The organism is Paenibacillus sp. EB106-05-06-XG162 (assembly GCF_058791655.1).
Window position 1 is genome coordinate 1 of record NZ_JBYTDT010000001.1, and the last position, 17237, is coordinate 17237.

The 17237-nt window shown below is 40.4% G+C and carries 16 protein-coding genes and 3 pseudogenes; 17 read left to right on the top strand and 2 right to left on the bottom strand.

Annotated elements, in window-relative coordinates; translation table 11 throughout:
• The first annotated feature begins 194 nt into the window (after positions 1-194).
• The 8 genes and pseudogenes from AC3WU2_RS00005 to AC3WU2_RS00040 all read left to right on the top strand — a co-directional run.
• Positions 195-638 (top strand): hypothetical protein, encoded by a 444-nt coding sequence (locus AC3WU2_RS00005; protein ID WP_492450161.1) that lies wholly within the window; start codon positions 195-197, stop codon positions 636-638.
• Positions 639-845: 207 nt separating this feature from the next.
• A complete protein-coding gene (locus tag AC3WU2_RS00010; RefSeq protein ID WP_492450163.1) occupies positions 846-1400 on the top strand; it encodes a DUF6886 family protein in 555 nt (184 codons plus the stop codon).
• Between the two features lie 185 nt (positions 1401-1585).
• The gene (locus tag AC3WU2_RS00015; protein ID WP_492450165.1) at positions 1586-2563 is read left to right on the top strand and encodes a phosphotransferase family protein; all 978 of its coding nucleotides are present in this window, start codon (positions 1586-1588) and stop codon (positions 2561-2563) included.
• A 364-nt stretch (positions 2564-2927) separates the two neighbouring features.
• Positions 2928-3371 carry a MarR family winged helix-turn-helix transcriptional regulator gene (locus tag AC3WU2_RS00020; protein WP_492450167.1) on the top strand — a complete coding sequence of 148 codons (444 nt, stop codon included), beginning with the start codon at positions 2928-2930 and terminating at the stop codon, positions 3369-3371.
• 54 nt (positions 3372-3425) lie between these two features.
• Complete coding sequence (locus AC3WU2_RS00025; protein ID WP_492450169.1) at positions 3426-4622, top strand: serine hydrolase domain-containing protein; 1197 nt, start codon at positions 3426-3428, stop codon at positions 4620-4622.
• Between the two features lie 31 nt (positions 4623-4653).
• Positions 4654-4941 (top strand): hypothetical protein, encoded by a 288-nt coding sequence (locus AC3WU2_RS00030; RefSeq protein WP_492450172.1) that lies wholly within the window; start codon positions 4654-4656, stop codon positions 4939-4941.
• Positions 4942-5480: 539 nt separating this feature from the next.
• Positions 5481-5603: pseudogene (locus tag AC3WU2_RS00035) on the top strand (bacitracin ABC transporter ATP-binding protein); the annotation flags it as partial.
• A 57-nt stretch (positions 5604-5660) separates the two neighbouring features.
• Positions 5661-5771, top strand: a pseudogene (locus AC3WU2_RS00040) (ABC transporter permease); the annotation flags it as partial.
• 270 nt (positions 5772-6041) lie between these two features.
• On the opposite strand, the gene AC3WU2_RS00045 reads toward AC3WU2_RS00040, so the two are convergent.
• Positions 6042-6218, bottom strand: a complete 177-nt coding sequence (locus AC3WU2_RS00045) for a PspC domain-containing protein (RefSeq protein WP_492450174.1) — start codon at positions 6216-6218, stop codon at positions 6042-6044.
• 142 nt (positions 6219-6360) lie between these two features.
• Between AC3WU2_RS00045 and AC3WU2_RS00050 the strand changes: the two genes are divergently transcribed.
• From AC3WU2_RS00050 to fabZ, 6 genes are all read left to right on the top strand, one after another.
• Positions 6361-6978 carry a hypothetical protein gene (locus AC3WU2_RS00050; protein WP_492450176.1) on the top strand — a complete coding sequence of 206 codons (618 nt, stop codon included), beginning with the start codon at positions 6361-6363 and terminating at the stop codon, positions 6976-6978.
• A 214-nt stretch (positions 6979-7192) separates the two neighbouring features.
• Positions 7193-8107, top strand: coding sequence for a phosphotransferase (locus AC3WU2_RS00055; protein WP_068531634.1), 915 nt, complete (start codon positions 7193-7195; stop codon positions 8105-8107).
• A gap of 192 nt (positions 8108-8299) precedes the next feature.
• On the top strand, positions 8300-8602 hold the full coding sequence (locus AC3WU2_RS00060) for a hypothetical protein (RefSeq protein WP_492450179.1): 303 nt from the start codon (positions 8300-8302) through the stop codon (positions 8600-8602).
• A 255-nt stretch (positions 8603-8857) separates the two neighbouring features.
• Positions 8858-10342, top strand: coding sequence for an amidase family protein (locus tag AC3WU2_RS00065; RefSeq protein ID WP_492450181.1), 1485 nt, complete (start codon positions 8858-8860; stop codon positions 10340-10342).
• 430 nt (positions 10343-10772) lie between these two features.
• Complete coding sequence (locus tag AC3WU2_RS00070) at positions 10773-11678, top strand: VOC family protein (protein WP_492450183.1); 906 nt, start codon at positions 10773-10775, stop codon at positions 11676-11678.
• Positions 11679-13266: 1588 nt separating this feature from the next.
• Entirely contained in the window at positions 13267-13695 is a 429-nt protein-coding gene (gene fabZ, locus AC3WU2_RS00075) for a 3-hydroxyacyl-ACP dehydratase FabZ (RefSeq protein WP_492450185.1), read from the top strand.
• Positions 13696-13825: 130 nt separating this feature from the next.
• Here fabZ and AC3WU2_RS00080 read toward each other — a convergent pair whose 3' ends face one another.
• Positions 13826-14326, bottom strand: a complete 501-nt coding sequence (locus tag AC3WU2_RS00080; RefSeq protein WP_492450187.1) for a hypothetical protein — start codon at positions 14324-14326, stop codon at positions 13826-13828.
• A gap of 300 nt (positions 14327-14626) precedes the next feature.
• On the opposite strand from AC3WU2_RS00080, the gene AC3WU2_RS00085 reads away from it, so the two are divergent.
• The 3 genes and pseudogenes from AC3WU2_RS00085 to sigK form a co-directional block, all read left to right on the top strand.
• A complete protein-coding gene (locus AC3WU2_RS00085; protein WP_492450189.1) occupies positions 14627-15331 on the top strand; it encodes a nuclease-related domain-containing protein in 705 nt (234 codons plus the stop codon).
• A 520-nt stretch (positions 15332-15851) separates the two neighbouring features.
• Positions 15852-16109, top strand: coding sequence for a tyrosine-type recombinase/integrase (locus AC3WU2_RS00090; protein WP_492452120.1), 258 nt, complete (start codon positions 15852-15854; stop codon positions 16107-16109).
• Positions 16110-16310: 201 nt separating this feature from the next.
• Positions 16311-16823: pseudogene (gene sigK / locus AC3WU2_RS00095) on the top strand (RNA polymerase sporulation sigma factor SigK); the annotation flags it as partial.
• Positions 16824-17237: the final 414 nt, after the last annotated feature.

The following is a 17237-nucleotide window of genomic DNA, read 5'->3' on the forward strand; positions in this document are numbered from 1 at the left end:
TCTACTTAAAAGTATTGATGGTCAAAACCTGAGAAAACGAGAGTATTTAAGAGCTAAGCGTTTCTCTATAGAGGGAGGATAGTTTAACAGTTTCGCGAATACCCTACATATGGAATTATTTATAAAGTTCGTGAATAAGACGTTAGGTGAAATACAAGCAATACGATTAATATCTAAACACCAGGAGTGATTTAATGAAAAGATTAAAGAAGGTGTTTCTTTTATCAATTATTTTTTCCTTTTTTATTATTTCGGGATGTGGTAATGATCAATCATCAGGAGATGTTGTTGAAGATGGCTTAGTTACTAACTCAATTTCTTTTGGGTTGGGTGGAGAATTAGATAAGACGAAAGTAACCTATAACTTTAATCTTTGGAACAAAACCAAAAGACCAATTACTATTAAAGTAGTTGAGCCAATACTTTCTGGAGAATTATATGAACGAATTGAGGGAAGTAACGGAATCAAAAATGAAGTTAATAAAACCATAAATGGAAGTTCAGGAGAATTAATAATGGGTTCCTTTACATTAAATACTCAAGGATTAGATAAACAAGAAATTGAAAATCTGAATATTGATATCAAGAAATTCAGAATAATTACTGAACAAGAAATAGGAATAGAAATAAATCATTGAATAAATGAACTCGTTAGTTAATCAAGGGGGCTTGTACTTCACCTAACACCGTATCTACGCTGCGGGCTACGCCCTTGGTTCGCAAGATGATGTAGACATAGAAGTGGTTTCAGCGAACAACCCTGCGAGGCTAAGTCCATCGGACCCGGCGCGTCCGCGCCTTAAGCCTCTCGGGTTCGTAGATACAAGAACGTTAGGTGAAACTGCTTGAACAAGAATGAAATCAGGGAGAGGAAGAATTCAATGTTTCTTTATCATTTTAGTGAAGAGTCACAGATAAGTATATTTCATCCTCGTAAATGTAAAAATCATGAACTTTTGCCGCCTGTTGTTTGGGCAATAGATGAAGAACATTCAGTGAATTATCTATTTCCAAGGGATTGTCCAAGAGTAATATTTAGAAGGTCTGACACTATGAGTAAAGAAGATGAACAGCGGTTTTTTAAGGATAGTAGTGCTGAAACAATTATCGCTGTGGAGAATGACTGGATGGATAGAATTCTAAATACTAAACTGTGTAGATATACGTTTCATAGTGATAGTTTTGAGATGGAAGATGGAACTGCAGGGTATTATATTTCCCGTGTTTCAGTAGAACCTTTAAAGATAGAACCTATAGATAATTTATTGCAAGAAATAGTAAAACGAAGGGTTGAGTTGAGGTTTACACCAAACTTAAATCCTATAAGGGAATCGGTTATTTCCTCAACTATTGATGATTTTTCGATCATTAGATTCAGAAATGCTAAGCAGCTTTCATAAGAGAAACGAAAGTGTACTCATAAGCACCTTCGCCTGACACCGTATCCCCGCTGCCCTTGGTTCACAAGAAGCGATAAGCAATGAAGCTGAAGATTCAGCTACGGAGGAAAGATAGTTCATTAACGCAAATCGTTGTCAAACTAGTAAGGGTTAGAAATCGTGAATCGTGAAGGAGGCGTCCTGCGGTGAAAGATTCGGCAAGATTGTTCGATTTTCAAGCGCTCAGCGAAGACATGGTAAAAAGGCTGTTCGCCGCTTTCGACCCCAAGGCAGGCATTACCCAAGTGTCGCCCTTGACGAAAGGCATGAGCACCAGCAATTATGCCTTACGGACAGACAGTGGTAGCAAGTATGTATTAAGGATTTATCCCGCTAACAACGACCATAGCCGGACTGAAGTGACGGCTTACCAGTATGCGAAAGCAAGGATTCGTACCCCTGAAATTTTCTTCTTCGATGACAGCAAACAGATTGTACCCTTTTCTTACTTAATCATGGCATTTATTGAAGGCTCAACGCTAGGGGATTTTATTGTAAGGAACGAGGGGTGCCCCGACCATGTTGTGCACCGAATCGGTACTGCGCTTGCCTTGCTGCATCAAACGGAATATCCGCATATTGCGCTCTTAGACAAGCATTTGCAGATCGCGGAACATCTTGAATCCTTCGAGAGCCAATATTACTCGCTGCTAAACGGCCATGCAGGGACCCACATTCAACCTTCAACGAAAGTAAAGTGTTTGCAATTCCTAACGAATCACGCCGCAATGGTAGAGAAGATTGCGGACAAGCATGTGTTCTCGCATGGCGATTTCATTTTCTCCAATATTATGATTACGCCTTCATTGGAGCCTTGTTTCATTGATTATGAGTACTGTTTTGCTGCTCCTGTCTTTTATGACATCGGCAAATTTTTCAGGACAAGGACGCAAGTTGAGTGCTATATCGACGCAGACACCGTTGCCGCCTTTCAGGAAGGCTACAACCGAAAGGCGAGAGAACCTTTGCCCGAGGAGTGGTACGAGCTTTCCAAGCTTGCTGATATTTCCACCATGCTCCACCTCATCAACAAACCACAAATTCCTGACGGATGGGGAGCGGCCATAGACTGCGAGATAGAGAAAAATTTGGAACTGATACTGACCGGGAAAGCCGGCAACTAAAAGTGCCGTTATCGTATAAATGAAAAATGGAATCTCGGACAAGTAAGACAAACATGAATCATTGAGCTAACGGGACACGATAGCACAATACACACCTATGACGAAGCTGCCGGCACGATGCTTCATTACGTTAACGGGCAGGTTAGTATTAATCAGCAACACATGGTAAAATTTTTTAGAGTTGCTCTTGATGAAGAAAAGGGCAGGTTTATTCAGGAGGTGGTGGCTTATTCATTAGTGCGATCCTCCTTGTGAGAGTAGCTATACATGGCGTAAGGGAATTTAAGTAAGCCTTAGAGCAATCATAAAGATTGACGTTTTATAAATCACTTGGTAACATGTTAGGTATCTAACATATGAGCGGGTGATTTTTTTGTCTTTATATGAACAAGTCAAGCGCATTAATGAAGCTGAATATACGATAAACCGTCTGATCTTCAAACATTATAAGCAATATTTAAATAGCGGTATTACAACTCAACAAGCAGTTGTATTAGATATTGTGTACTTAGCCACACGTATTACGGTCGGTGAAATTGCGATGGAAATGAATATTAGCTCTAGCGCAGTTAGCCAATTGATTGCAAAATTAGAAAAGAACCAATATATCAAGCGAGAAATTAATCTGCAAAATCGACGCGAAGTGTTTATAACGTTAGATGAAAAAGGAATGGAGTATTTTTCGAAGCAAGATTATGTAGAACAGCAAATCGCAGATAAAATTTACAGCAAACTTTCATCCAAAGAGGTAGACGAATTGGAACGCATTGTTGATAAATTAAAGGAGATTGCGATGAAGGAATATTAATAGTTTCTTCATATTCAATGTGTTAGATATCTAATTTATTTAGGAGGTTAACGAATGAAAGGTTTACTTGAAAATATTGCGTTTAATGGGGCTGTGTATAATGAGCAAAATGGGCAAATCAATCAGTATTATCATGGCTATCAAGATATCGCCAAGCAGCACCATATTACGGAAGATACACAGTTTAATCTAGCGTCATTAAGTAAAATGTATACAGCGGTCATGGCGTTCCAGCTCATCGAAAAAGGACAGCTGCAGTTAGAAGATAAAATTACAAGTTGGTTTAACGCACCACATTTTACAGAAGTGACAGTTGCACAATTACTTACACACACATCTGGAATTCCGGAGTATATTGCAGAAAATTCAACAACAAGTGTTGAAACCTTTATCGAAGTGGTGCAACCACAATATGCGCCGAATGAGCGTTGGTCGTATAGTAATACGAATTATGTTTTGCTCGCCAAAATGATTGAGGATGTGAGCGGCTTATCGTATGAAACTTATTTACAACAATATATTGCAGAACCATTACATCTTACCCATACGACAACACAACCTACAAAACAGTACGAAGCGCAAGGCCAAACGTATGATTATGAGGAGCAACAATATATTAAGGCGATGGATGATCCCTATTTCCACGAATGTGAAAAATATAATGATGGATATGGTGATGGTGGGATTTATGTAACAGTGACAGAGGTAGCGAAGTTTTTAAAAGCACTTTGGCAAGGTCAGTACATTAGCAAAGAGATGGTGCAATTTATGTTAACACCAACAGAAGCTGCTGAGCATTATAGTTATGGTTTTATCATTCAAGATGAGTGGGTTGGTCATACAGGCGGATGGATTGGTTGTTCAGCACAGGCCTTTATTCATAGATTAACAGAAGATGTGATTGTGTTCGCGACGAACCAAGAAGTATTTCCGCAATATGAACAAGAAATTATGGACTGCTTCATGGGGATACAGGATGCTGTAGAAGCACCAAAACATGTCGTTATTCTACCACTTACGAATAAAGATAATATTACGGGTCGATATGAATTAGCAGATGGACTTGGCACAAGATTTACGATTGAAAAGGATAAACAATGGATAATTTCATTTGAGCATCAGTTGTCTGTGCCACTCTATAAAATAGATGAGTCGTATTATTGGGTACGCAATACGATGAGTTATGTAGATGTTGCGAATCGATTATTTATCGATGAAGGTGTTGAAGTGCCGTATCAAAAGGTTGATTGAGCCTAACAAAGGTTGAATGGAGGAGAAAGGGATGAGAGCGATTGTATACGAGCGGTACGGGCCGCCGAATGTGCTGCAGCTGCAGGAGGTCGCCAAGTCGGAACCGAAGGACGACGAGATTTTGATTAAGGTCCATGCTGCAACCGTCGCTGCGGGGGATTGTCGCATACGCAAGGCAGCCCCTTTCCTGTCGCGGCTGTTCAACGGTCTATGGAGACCAAGGCGAATCAAGATTCTATTTTTGGCGGATTTTTCAGTTTGGTATTATTCCATTTCATCAGCTTTACGCAGTTTCATTTTGAGTCCTCCTCGAAAGTAAACAAAGTTAACGTGGGATCGTATTTATCATTTTCAATGGCATTAATGGTTTGTCTTGTAACGATGGTCTTTATTCAACTTTTTCACTAAAGGTAAAACAGGTTGGGAATTTACAATCTTGTTGATTCTTATTCAATGTACCCCCTCCTCAATTTTAAAAGTAACCAGATTACTAAATAACGATAAAGGTTTCCCATTACTTATATAGATAATTTTACCACACCTTCATTCTGGTGATCTAAATTACTGCCCGTTGCTTCAATGAAAACGGCAGCTGTTCGTTTGATCAATTGCCTCTAAATCATGATTAAACTATAGTTCTCCGTTAGCTCAATAACGAACATGTCTTTGTCATTGCGTTTTTCTTTTATAGAAAACTTTTGACCACAAGAAGACTGTATTACCTATATATCCTCCATGAATGGGCTATTTATGCCGATTATTTCGGCCATTTTCATCAGGACCCTGTCCCCCGGAGAAAATAATTGTAGGTGGATGTGCGACATTAGCCTGCTTTCAATAAAAATCGATCGCTTTATGACGGAGGTGGCGGAAATCAACAAACTACTTGTTGAACATCACATTCCTGTCACCCGGATTGAGGAGCAGAAGAAAAGTCTGGAGGATATTTTCCTGGAGCTGACGGGAAAGGAGCGGAGCTTGTGGATCACAACATTAGGACAAGAATACTTCAAAATCCGCCGCAAAAAAATTTGGGTTATGATTACATTATTTCTTGGTGTGCAGATGCTGTGAGCCTTCATGTCTATCAGCCGGTCCATTGCCAGTAATCCGAACCACGCCGTTTGGGAATCGATCATTTTCAAGATTTGAACTCGCGGGTGTGGTCGAATCGGCGGGCAGAGCTATCTCTCTTAGAACCGAAGACAATACCAAAGCGGAACGGCTGCTTCTCGCTCAAGGCTACAGTCCAGCCTTCAGCGGCAGCCGGATTGAGCTCAACAATCTTCCAGAACATATATTTTTTTTAGCCTAGCATTGTTCCACTTTTAGCAAGTCGAACGTGTCCCGTTAGTTGAATCATTTATTTACTAACCACATTAATATTCTGGACTAGGTCCGTAGATACCGTAGATACATCTAAGCTGATAAGCTGGTATTCTCATCAAGTCTATTAGACAAAATAATATAGATAATCAAGGACAAGGGCATTGTCAATATAAAAATTAATCTAATGCCAAATGAAGAAATGCCACAGAATTCAGCAATTCCTCCGCAAACCCCGTTCAATGATTTATCCCGCGATGACCTTTTCAATTTTTGTTGAATAGCCTGGGAGCAAATTACTGCGGTAGTTCCTCCCTGTTTTCATTGAAGTAACGGGCAGTTTAATGCAGTAACGTATTCAATTCATGATATGATAATAGGGATACCATATGGGTTTTCAAGGGGGATTTTTATGATATTTAGTAAATTATTCAGAAAAGATACGTCTAATATGAATTATCCTTTGATGATCCCCCCTTTTGATATCGAGTTTAGTGAGATGAATCCTGCACAAGCTCGGGAACATCTAAAATGGTATATTAGCCAGGTACCAGAAAGAATAAAACTTTTATCTGGAGTATCTGCTATACCACTTGACTACTCTGAGGCATCGTTAATACATTTATGGGAATGGTTTTTGCCCCGCATCAGAAGTGAAAAGAAAAGCAATGAAGAGATGAGTAAGGAATTATCCGTTATTCCAGAATGGCTAAAAGATACATATTCAACGGACCCAAGTCACACCAATAAATTAACCAAAGACTCGACCGTATTAGCAATTGATATAAGTATGTATCTTTCTAACTTGTTTCTAAATAAGTATCCAATGTTAAAGTGGTCGGTTAATACAAAAGCGAAAAAATATGTTTATTATAACAAGCCTGTTATCTCTGGATTCGGAAAGAATGAACTAAGCTCGGTTAACGTTGTGATTAATTTAACGAGACGTGTAGCTATTGATGGCGAAAAAGACCCAAATGGACTATTCAATCTTTACAGTACTTGGAGTAAATATATCCCAAACGACTGAACTACTATGAAAGAACGGATTAACTTTCATTCTCTGTGGTGCCGAGCGTTCTGCGAGGCATGGATGGCTAACGGGACACGATAGTTGAACAGAGCGAGGAGCAGTTTGCTACGGCAGCTGCTCCTTGTTTTTATTAAGCTAACGGGCAGTTATGCGTAACTTCCAGGGAATGTAAACGTCTAAATAAAGTAAGGAACGAGGAGGCAGACATTTCATGGGAGGAACGAATGTATGGGATGCGGAGTGGGAGGTTAACGAAGAGCAGGCGCGGACGCTGATCGGCAGACAATTCCCTCAGCTGTCATCGAAGCAAGTGAAGCGATTGGGCTGGGGCTGGGACAATACGGTTTTTCTCATCGGTGACGAGTACGTGTTCCGGTTTCCAAGAAGAACGATTGCAGTTGGCTCGATTCGTATGGAAGGGAAGCTGCTGCCGAAGCTGGAGGCATATATGACCATCCCCTATCCGAAACCGTTGTTTTATGGCGAAGCAAGTGACGAATACCCGGCACCATTTCTTGGCTATGCCTACGTGCCAGGAGATTTCCCCATCGGTTTGACGGAAGAACGCCGGGCTTTATCGGCAGAGACGCTGGCGAAATTTTTGCGGAGATTGCATGAGTTTCCGGTGCAGGCGGCGCTGAAGTGCGGAGTTCAGCAAGATCATCGAAGCTTGACGGACATAGCATCGCGCAAAGTGAAATTGGAGGGCTTTCTATCGAAGGTGGTTGAACACTTGTCGCCGGAGGAGTCCGGTGTGATCGAAGCGTATATTAGCAGGCTGCAAACGGACCGTGTCGAGGCGGTGAATGCACTGCTACATGGCGATCTTCATTTCAAAAATATGCTTGTGAATGAGAACGGGATCGTTTCCGGCATCATTGATTGGGGCGATCTGAGCGTAGGCCATCCGGCTTGCGATTTGAGCGTTGCTTACAGCTTTTTACCACCTTACGCTCGCGGCGTGTTTTTCGAAACTTACGGAGGAGCGGACGAGGAAACGAAGCTGCTGGCGCGGCTGATCGCGGTATACATCCCCGTACTGATCTTGATGCAAGCGGTCGATGACGGGAATGAAGCGATTGCGGCAGAGGCGAAATCCAACATCATGCGAGCACTGTCGGATTAGGCTCATTATTTCGTTGCAGCTATGGGGCTATGGCTATCGGCACCATTTTGTCGTTTAAAGGCCGCGATAAGGTACGATTCGCCTTCTCTGATGCCGCTTTATGTTGAGGAACACGAAATTCAACAGAGTAAGTCGTTGCGCTAACGGGACACGTTAGTTCAAAATACGAGGTAATCAAATGGAGAATGATTAATGAAACCTATGGGATGGATTCCTTTAATAAACATAAGCAACGATGAGAAAATATGGGTTGGTACCAAGATAAGGATCTTTAATGTCGGATCGAATGTGACAGATAAAGAGCTCGACTATTATGATTATCTTGTATCCTATATTTACGATAATAATGACCTTCTTCAGTTAACTAATTTGTCTCAAGGAGAAGCCGGGAATATTTTATGTGTGATTCCAAAAGACAAGCCAAACCACTATTCAATTTGCAAATCGCTAAAAGAAATGTTGGGTCTGGATAAAATTTTCGTACTTTTTGAATAGTCCTAATCTAGCTAACGGGACACTATAGCTCAACGATGACACGAAGGCAGCCGGCCAGAACGATCGGCTGCCTTCGTTGCGCTAACGGGCAGTTTTCTTTAGATACAATATTGATGTTCGGATATGTATAAGCTCTCCTGCAATGGCCAAAGATACTTTTTTATAACGAAACTTTACCTATACACGTAGTAAGACAGAATGTTACCATATTAATATTGTCCTATAATTTACCATCACTGGGGGGTATCTTAATATATGAGCATCAACTTGCAAGATTGGATTCAGGACGCTGATTTGGCCAGCATTCAAAAGGCAATGGCTACGGGTGAATGTACCTCCGAAGCCCTCGTTCTAGCATATATCGAAAGAATTCATAGGTATAATCCATTGATCAATGCGGTAATAGAGATTAATCCAGATGCGGTTGAAATCGCAAGGAATCTTGATTTTGAGCTAAAAACAACAGGTAGTCGGGGGCCACTTCACGGAATACCAATCCTGCTCAAGGATAACATCGATACACACGACCGAATGCATACGAGCGCTGGTTCAATCGCATTGGCTGAGTCGTTTGCTCCTGAAGATTCGTTTATTGCCGCTAAACTCCGCGCTGCCGGCGCAGTTCTTCTAGGAAAGGCAAATATGACCGAGTGGTCGAATTTTATGTCCAGCCGTATGCCTGCTGGATTCAGTTCTAGGGGTGGATATGTGTTGAATCCATATGGACCTGGCAAGCTCTTCGTCAGCGGGTCAAGTTCAGGATCTGCTTCAGCAATAGCCGCGGACCTGGCAGCAGCAGCGATAGGAACAGAAACCGCAGGTTCGATTATTGGGCCGGCCAGCCAACATTTTCTCGTTGGAATAAAGCCTACTGTAGGGCTTACGAGCCGCAGTGGCATAATCCCAATCTCCATAAGTCAGGATACACCAGGACCAATTTCCAAGACAGTCACTGATGCAGCGATTCTACTTGGGGCAATCGTCGGTTTTGACGAAAACGATAAGGCAACATGGAATAGCCCGCAACGTACTTTTCATGACTATACAACTTATCTCGACCGAGACTTTCTGCGTAAAGCTCGCATTGGGATTCCCAGACATTACTATCATTCATTGGATGATGAAAGACTTTCAATCATGGAATCCGCCATTAATGTTCTACGTGAGCAAGGTGCTACAGTTATCGATCCTGTGGACCTCTATTTGGAACAGCATCCATGGAACAATGATGTTATCTGCTACGAATTCAAAACAGGCCTGAATCACTATTTATCGAAGTTGAGCTCGGATATGCCCGTGCATTCTCTCCAAGAACTGATTGCTTATAATCAGAAACACGCTGCTTCCTCATTGAAGTTTGGCCAAAATAATCTGATTCGCTCGGAACAAAATGCACTAAACGAGACAACCTATCAACTTAAACGTCAAGAATATAACCATCCGACTGTATTGCAAGGAATTGACTATGCACTCGATCAACACGGCTTAGATGCATTAATGCTACCCGGTGATATTGATGGTATGTACATTGCTGCCAGATTAGGGTATCCTCTTATAACGGTGCCCGCCGGTTATTCAGCCAAAGGAACAATTGATGCGGATGGAGATTCGACGCAGGGTCCATTTGGTGTTGTCTTTTCCGGGAGGGCTTTCAGTGAGCCCACGTTAATAAGCATCGCCTATAGTTTTGAGCAGGCAACACTTTTTCGTCGTCCGCCAGATCTGGGCGAATTGAAGTAATCACATTAGTCTTAACAGCTATGTAGACCATGTCTCTGCAGGGACTTATCCATCGTGATTACGCTAACGGGACACTATAGTTGAATATCATACATTTTGAGCAGGCTGCCTAAGCCTGCTAATTTTATTGAACTAAAGGGCAGTTTAGCATGGTAGAACTGCTATTTATTACTCTCACCATTTATGATAAGGCTCACCGTAATTTAGCCTACAACTTTACTGAGTTGTTGGCTAATTTTATTTTACAAAATACGTTAGTTGATTGGATAATAAAGGGAAATGTGGGAGGAGTGTCGAAGGTATTAATGCATCTTAATCTACACTTCGAAGGGGATATGAGATTGAGTTTATCTGTGGCATCAAATTAACTGTAAGTCACAAATCTCAAATTCTAGACACAAATGTGAAATGAGAAGGGAGAAATGAGAAAATGCAAATTAGTGAAGAAATCAAACGGGAAGAAAAACTTGGGGACATAACCGGCGTTACGTGTATATACGTTCCGGTTAGTGACGTCTATAAGGCCGTTCATTGGTATCAAAAAAATTTAGGATGTACACCTACAGACCACAATTCGGTTGAACCTGGGATGGAAATAGCGATCTTGAGATTTCCTGATCATACTGGAAAGCCTCATGGAGCTACAGGAAGAGTCCCGGCTATATTCCTTATGGGTGGAGGGGGAGGGGCATCGAAAGAAGCCGGAACTTTAGGTTTTACTTGGGATAACGGTGATAGACAGGCCGTAGCTTGTTTCATTACTCCCCGTATCCAAGAGATGTACAATCGTTTCAAGGAAAACGGAGTGAACATAGTAGGTGAAATTCGGCAAACATGTGGTCCGAACTTGCAGTTCTATGACCTGGATGGGAATTTATTAGAAATATGGGAAGACGGCGCGGATAACAAGCAAGCGGAGGACATAACGGGAGTTTGCTGTATATACGTTCCGGTTAATGACGTCTATAAATCCGTACATTGGTATCAAAAAAATTTAGGATGTACACCTACAGACCACAATTCGGTTGAACCTGGGATGGAAATAGCGATCTTGAAATTGCCTAATTATCCAGGAAAGACTTATGGACCACATGAGGCTATATTCCTTATGGGTGGAGGAGGAGGGGCATCCAAGGAAGCCGGAAGTCTAGGATTTACTTTTGACAACGGTGATAGACAGGCCGTAGCTTGTTTCATTACTCCCCGTATCCAAGAGATGTACAATCGTTTCAAGGAAAACGGAGTGAACATAGTAGGTGAAATTCGGCAAACATGTGGTCCGAACTTGCAGTTCTATGACCCAGACGGTAATGTGTGGGAAATATGGCAACCTTAAACATGGTACAAAACAGGCTACCGATTGGCGGCCTGTTCAGCTAACGGGACACTATAGCTTAATAAATAACTAAAACGCGGCTGCCGGCATGTTTCGGCAGCCGCGTTGCGCTAACGGGCAGTTATGTATAATAAAAAGACTTCAAGGATTGATGACTCAATTTTCCAATAATGGTTGTATAATGGAAGGAAAGTTATTATGGCTATTCGCTGTAATGCGTGGTTAGTAAAAGCCGCGAAGTATAAGGACTTCGAGTTAGTAGATGCAATATTGCTTTTAGTAAGTCTTAAACATTTCTACTTAATCTTTGATACTTCTGGATGGAATAGTTTTATCGTATTTAATATAGTAGTATTAACTTTAATGTTATTAATATCCAAAAAAAGGAGACCGGCGCTGATCTATCAATTTATCTATGATCAACGCTTCGAGCTCCATGTCGTGAAGATGTACTGTTTTTGTGGTTATGATGACTGGACAAGGCGGAAAGAAAGCCGACGAAGCAACGCTATAAGCGGCTTGAAAAACAGATTCATCGCATCTTTTTGACAACAGGTGTCTTTATGGTAGCAAGGATGTCAGCGAATCCCTGAAGAAACAAATAGTCCGAGAGAACCGCTGGTAGCCGCGAATGTGCTGAATCAACGGTTGTGACAGTAGTTCAGAACATTTAAGCAAATGTTGGAGGTTTGATGATGGGGAATTTCATGACGAATAAAAAAGTTTTTTTCTACTCAACATTTCTAATCTTAGCGTTAGATTTCGTTGTTCTATTGTTACTACACACTTACCAGGTTCTTTTCTTAAAAGAAACATATTATTTACCTCTTATTTGTCTGAATATTATTTTGACTTTTTTTTCATAAAGAATACTGATAAAGGATTTTACAAAATTATTATAATATTGATTATGCTCTTATGTTTTTATTATCTAGTTAAAAGTTTATTAATTCAGTGTTATTATCCCTTTTATTACAAAGAAATTACTTCACCCCAAAAGAGTAAGTCAGTTATCATCGAATATCGATTTGATCTTTTTAATCAGGGAATAAGTCATTATAGAGTTTATCAAAAGGAATATGCTTTTTTAATAAGAGAACTCACAAAAAAAGAAATCAATATAACCGTAACCGGACTATATTTTCTAGATCTAACTCAAAAAGATTTATTCGATTTTGAAACTCCCACATGGATAAACGAAAAGACAGTTATTTTTGATACTCTTGAAGGTTCGCGTAAATTTAAATTAAAATAATTCGATTTAAACTAGATTTAAATTACGCAATGAATAAAGGGGCTATATTGTAATTAAATAATAAACAGGGTATTATTTAAGCGTTATTTTTCATCTGCCGAAAAAAAGAATACATGATGGTTGATACATTGTAAGTTATTTATACGGTGAACCGTATCATAAGTAGAATTGCTGATCTTTAAGCTAACGGGACACTATAGCTTAATAAATAAAAATAGCGGCTGCCGGCATAGATCGGCGGCCGCTTTGCGCTAAAGGGCAAGATAGTATAATTGTGGTCGATTTTGCTAAATGACGGTAAAATGTATAAGCCAATATCAAAGGAGGCAATCCATGCTCGATATTAATAGAATTAAAGAAGTTATTCCACATAGATATCCCTTTCTTTTGGTCGATGAAGTCTTAGAAGTTGTTGAAGGAAAGAAAGCCGTTGGAATTAAAAATGTGACATTCAATGAACCTTATTTCCTTGGTCACTTTCCTGATTATCCCGTCATGCCTGATGTCTTAATTGTAGAAGCACTGGCACAGGTCGGTGGTATCGTGATGTCCAATGGAGAGAGCAGTAATCATAAAATAGGTTTATTGACTGGTATTGATAATTGTCGGTTTAAACGGCAAGTAAAACCAGGAGACCAACTCGATCTTGTGTTCGATGTAACGCGAATCAAGGGACAGATCGTCAAAGGAAAAGGTATCGCCACAGTAAACAATGAGCTAGTTTGTGAAGTTGAAATAATGTTTGCATTCAGTTCGATTTAGTTTCTAAGCTAACTTGAACGATAGTTGAATTAGACAGGGAGCAGATCGCCGTGGCAACTGCTCCCTTCTTCATTAAAGTAACGGGCAGTTTAGTTATTGTATAATCCGTTCTCAGAGGTAGCCTTCTCCGTTAATGAATGGCTGATTTAGACATTTCTAAATCCAATAAGTGAAGCATTCGATCTCTTTGATTATCTGAAATTGTAAACGACTGTTGCCAATTTGCATTTTCTGCAGTTTGAACAGATTGTGGTGTGCCAAAACTCTCAACGAATCCTGCTGGCTCCCCTTTTTGTAACCATACAAGATAGTCAAAATTTCCTTTCTTAGTGCCGATATGGATCCAGTAATTAGGCTTACCTGGTTTCATGTCACTGGCTTGTTTCTGTTCGTTAAATGGCTGTAAGAAGAGTTGAATAGTTTTTTTCTTTTCTTTATCCGTATCGCTCAGCCTTTTCGTTTTGGGGTCTATATTCCATCGTGCTACGATTTTATATTGAGAGTCAAAGACACGAACATCCCAAACCTCGTTTCCAAACAAAGTTGGAAATTTATTTAAATAACCTATCGTACCAAAACCAATTACGGAGAAAACCGCAAGTATGGCAAATGCAAATATCCATTTTTTCATCGTTTTACCTTACTTTTCTGTTGTATTTTATGATATAAGTTCTTGTATTTTACTAAACGTAACCAATTACTACAAGGCTTATTTAATGGAAACCATTTGATATTTATCGTTCAACTAACGGGACACGTTAGTTCAATATAGACACCACGTAGCCGGTCAAGGAGATCGGCTACTTTCCTTATGTCCAGTAAGTTGGTTAGGGAATATTAACTAACAACAAAATACACATATTCCGAAGAAGTAATTAGACTTAAAGTTTTGGCATAATAAGTGAAACGCATACAGAGGAGATTATACGAAATGTTTAAGAAAATACTATTGTGGTTCAAGTCATCCAATGCGAAGGACACCAAAAAGACTTCTAGAAAATCCTCAACACCGAATGTCCCTAAAAAACGAACTATTAATTCCTCTCGAATTGGAGAACTCGGTGAATATAAAATAAATATACAACTGGACCAACTTCCAAAGGATACAAAATACCTAAGTGATATTATGATTAAAAACCCCAAATCTCGTACAGGTTTCTCTCAAATTGACCATATAATCGTATCACCATACGGATTATTTGTCATTGAAACCAAGAACTACAACGGAGAAATTAAAGGAGGCCGGTCTGATAAGTATTGGAGGGTAAGTAATAGATTCAATATGTTCAATCCTTTAAAACAAAACTTTGGACATATTAAAGCACTTGAGCGTGTGTTATCTAAACTACCCGACTTACTATATATCTCAATGGTCTCATTTGCTATGCGATGTCGCTTTAGTATTGATCCTGAACTGAGGAAGATTGAATCCAATGAGTTAATTGTCTATGATACAGAACTATCAGAGTTTATTAATCGTAAGATAAATAGGATTAAGGCTACTTCAGATAAGTCATTGTTGACCGAAACTGAAGTTCAGAATATATACGAAATAATTCAAAGCTCCAATATTACTGATCCAGCGCTTAGATCAGAGCATATAGCTAAGATAAAAAAGGAAAAAACAAAGGATTAACATGGACGGCGAAGAAAATTTATAAATTGTAGTTTGGTAGCCTATGATACAAATAATCACCCAACCTGAAGGAGATGTATAAAGATTAAGAATAAATTCGAATTTACTTCGGTTGTTTTAATAGGTAATGGCGAGTTAACAGACGATTTTACCATCGAAATCGCACAAATTGCTGACCGTTTAACCGAACAGCTGGAGATTGCGAAGAAAGCGCTGCAGACCATTGTGGAGAGTACTGAACATGGTAATGAGGCAGCCAAGACCATAGCCGCAGAAGCTCTGGATGCAATTATTAAGCCCTAAAATAACCTATGCACCATGTAAATCTTCCCGTGCATTCACAATTCTCGAATAATGTTGAGATCTGAGACGTTAGTTGAATAGCAAAGCAGAACGAAGCTGCCGGCGTAACATGCAGCTAATGAAATGATGGTAGAGCTGGCGGAATCCATGGTGTAAGGTAATTGAACTAACGGGACACTAGGGAATGATATCAAGTTCTTGTCATTCATCCCGACAAATGTCGAGGGACAAGAACATTGTCCCATTGAAAGTCGCTATTAGGTGGGCATTAAAGCAATTAGCAGATCGAGGAGAAATTGAGGCTAATGTGTACCCTCACCGTTTTCGCCATACCTATGCGTGTCAGTTACTGGATAACGGAGCACCGTTGGAGTTTATACAAGGCATGCTGGGCCACGAGAAAGCATCGACCACTCAAATATATGCCCAGCTGCGTGGGGAGCGTAGACGAGAGCTATATCGCCGGTTCTTTTAGCACCAACCCCACCTGGTAAAAAAACGTTGATATGCAAGCTTATGTAGCGTATACAAGTGCTGCTCACTTAGAACTTTAGCATTGAAATTTTTGGAATATCAGAAAGACTCCTGACCCGTCTTGGTATAAAATTGAGAGCTGAGTTAAATTAAAAAGGATAATAAAAGCATAATTTAGAACTATTCTACATCGTTTCGTGTTCACAATGTCAAAAAATTTGATAATACCGGCGAAGATCTCGAGGATCTGATCTCGATCGGCACGATCGGTCTCATTAAGGCGATCGAGAGCTTCCAGCCGAATAAAGGCACGAAATTAGCGACATTCGCGGCTCGTTGTATCGAGAACGAAATACTTATGCATCTCCGCAGCTTGAAAAAAACTCGTAAGGATGTTTCCTTACATGATCCAATTGGGACGGATAAAGAAGGTAATGAAATTACGTTAATTGATATCCTCGGCTCCGAAGCCGACGACGTCGTGGAGAAGGTGCAGCTTAAGATCGAAAAGTCGAAGATCTATCAGAATCTCGAGATCCTGGATGATCGCGAAAAAGAAGTCGTCGTGGGCCGCTTCGGACTCGAAGCCGGCGGCGAGGAGCGCACGCAGCGGGAGATTGCAAAGGAGTTGGGCATTAGCCGCTCGTACGTGTCACGGATCGAGAAGCGGGCGCTGATGAAGCTGTATCACGAGTTTTATAAGGCGAAGCGGTGAGATAGATATTCAAAAATGCAGGCATGCCGGATAGCGGATGCCTGTTTTTTTCAATATAAAAGCGGATATTTCTCTCAAAATGAAGGCCAAAGGAGAGCATATCAAGCGACTCGAAGCTGAGAAAGACTATCAGCTCGGCGATGTTGATAGAGAGGGGTCGAATAGAACGTTAGTTCAACAAGGAACTCTTCGATGGAACAGAGAATTTTATTTAGTAATCATTATTGGGAATAGATTTGCAATATAATCAGTATTATTAAATAGGGCGCGTTACTATTCAATTAGGCGTAAACTCACGGAAACAGGCTTTTGTCTGCTTCCGTAGAGTTTACGCCTTTTAGACGTCATAAGGAGGGATGCTACGAAAAGGCAGGCAAAAACGGTAAATATGATTATGCGAGATACGAGGGAGGA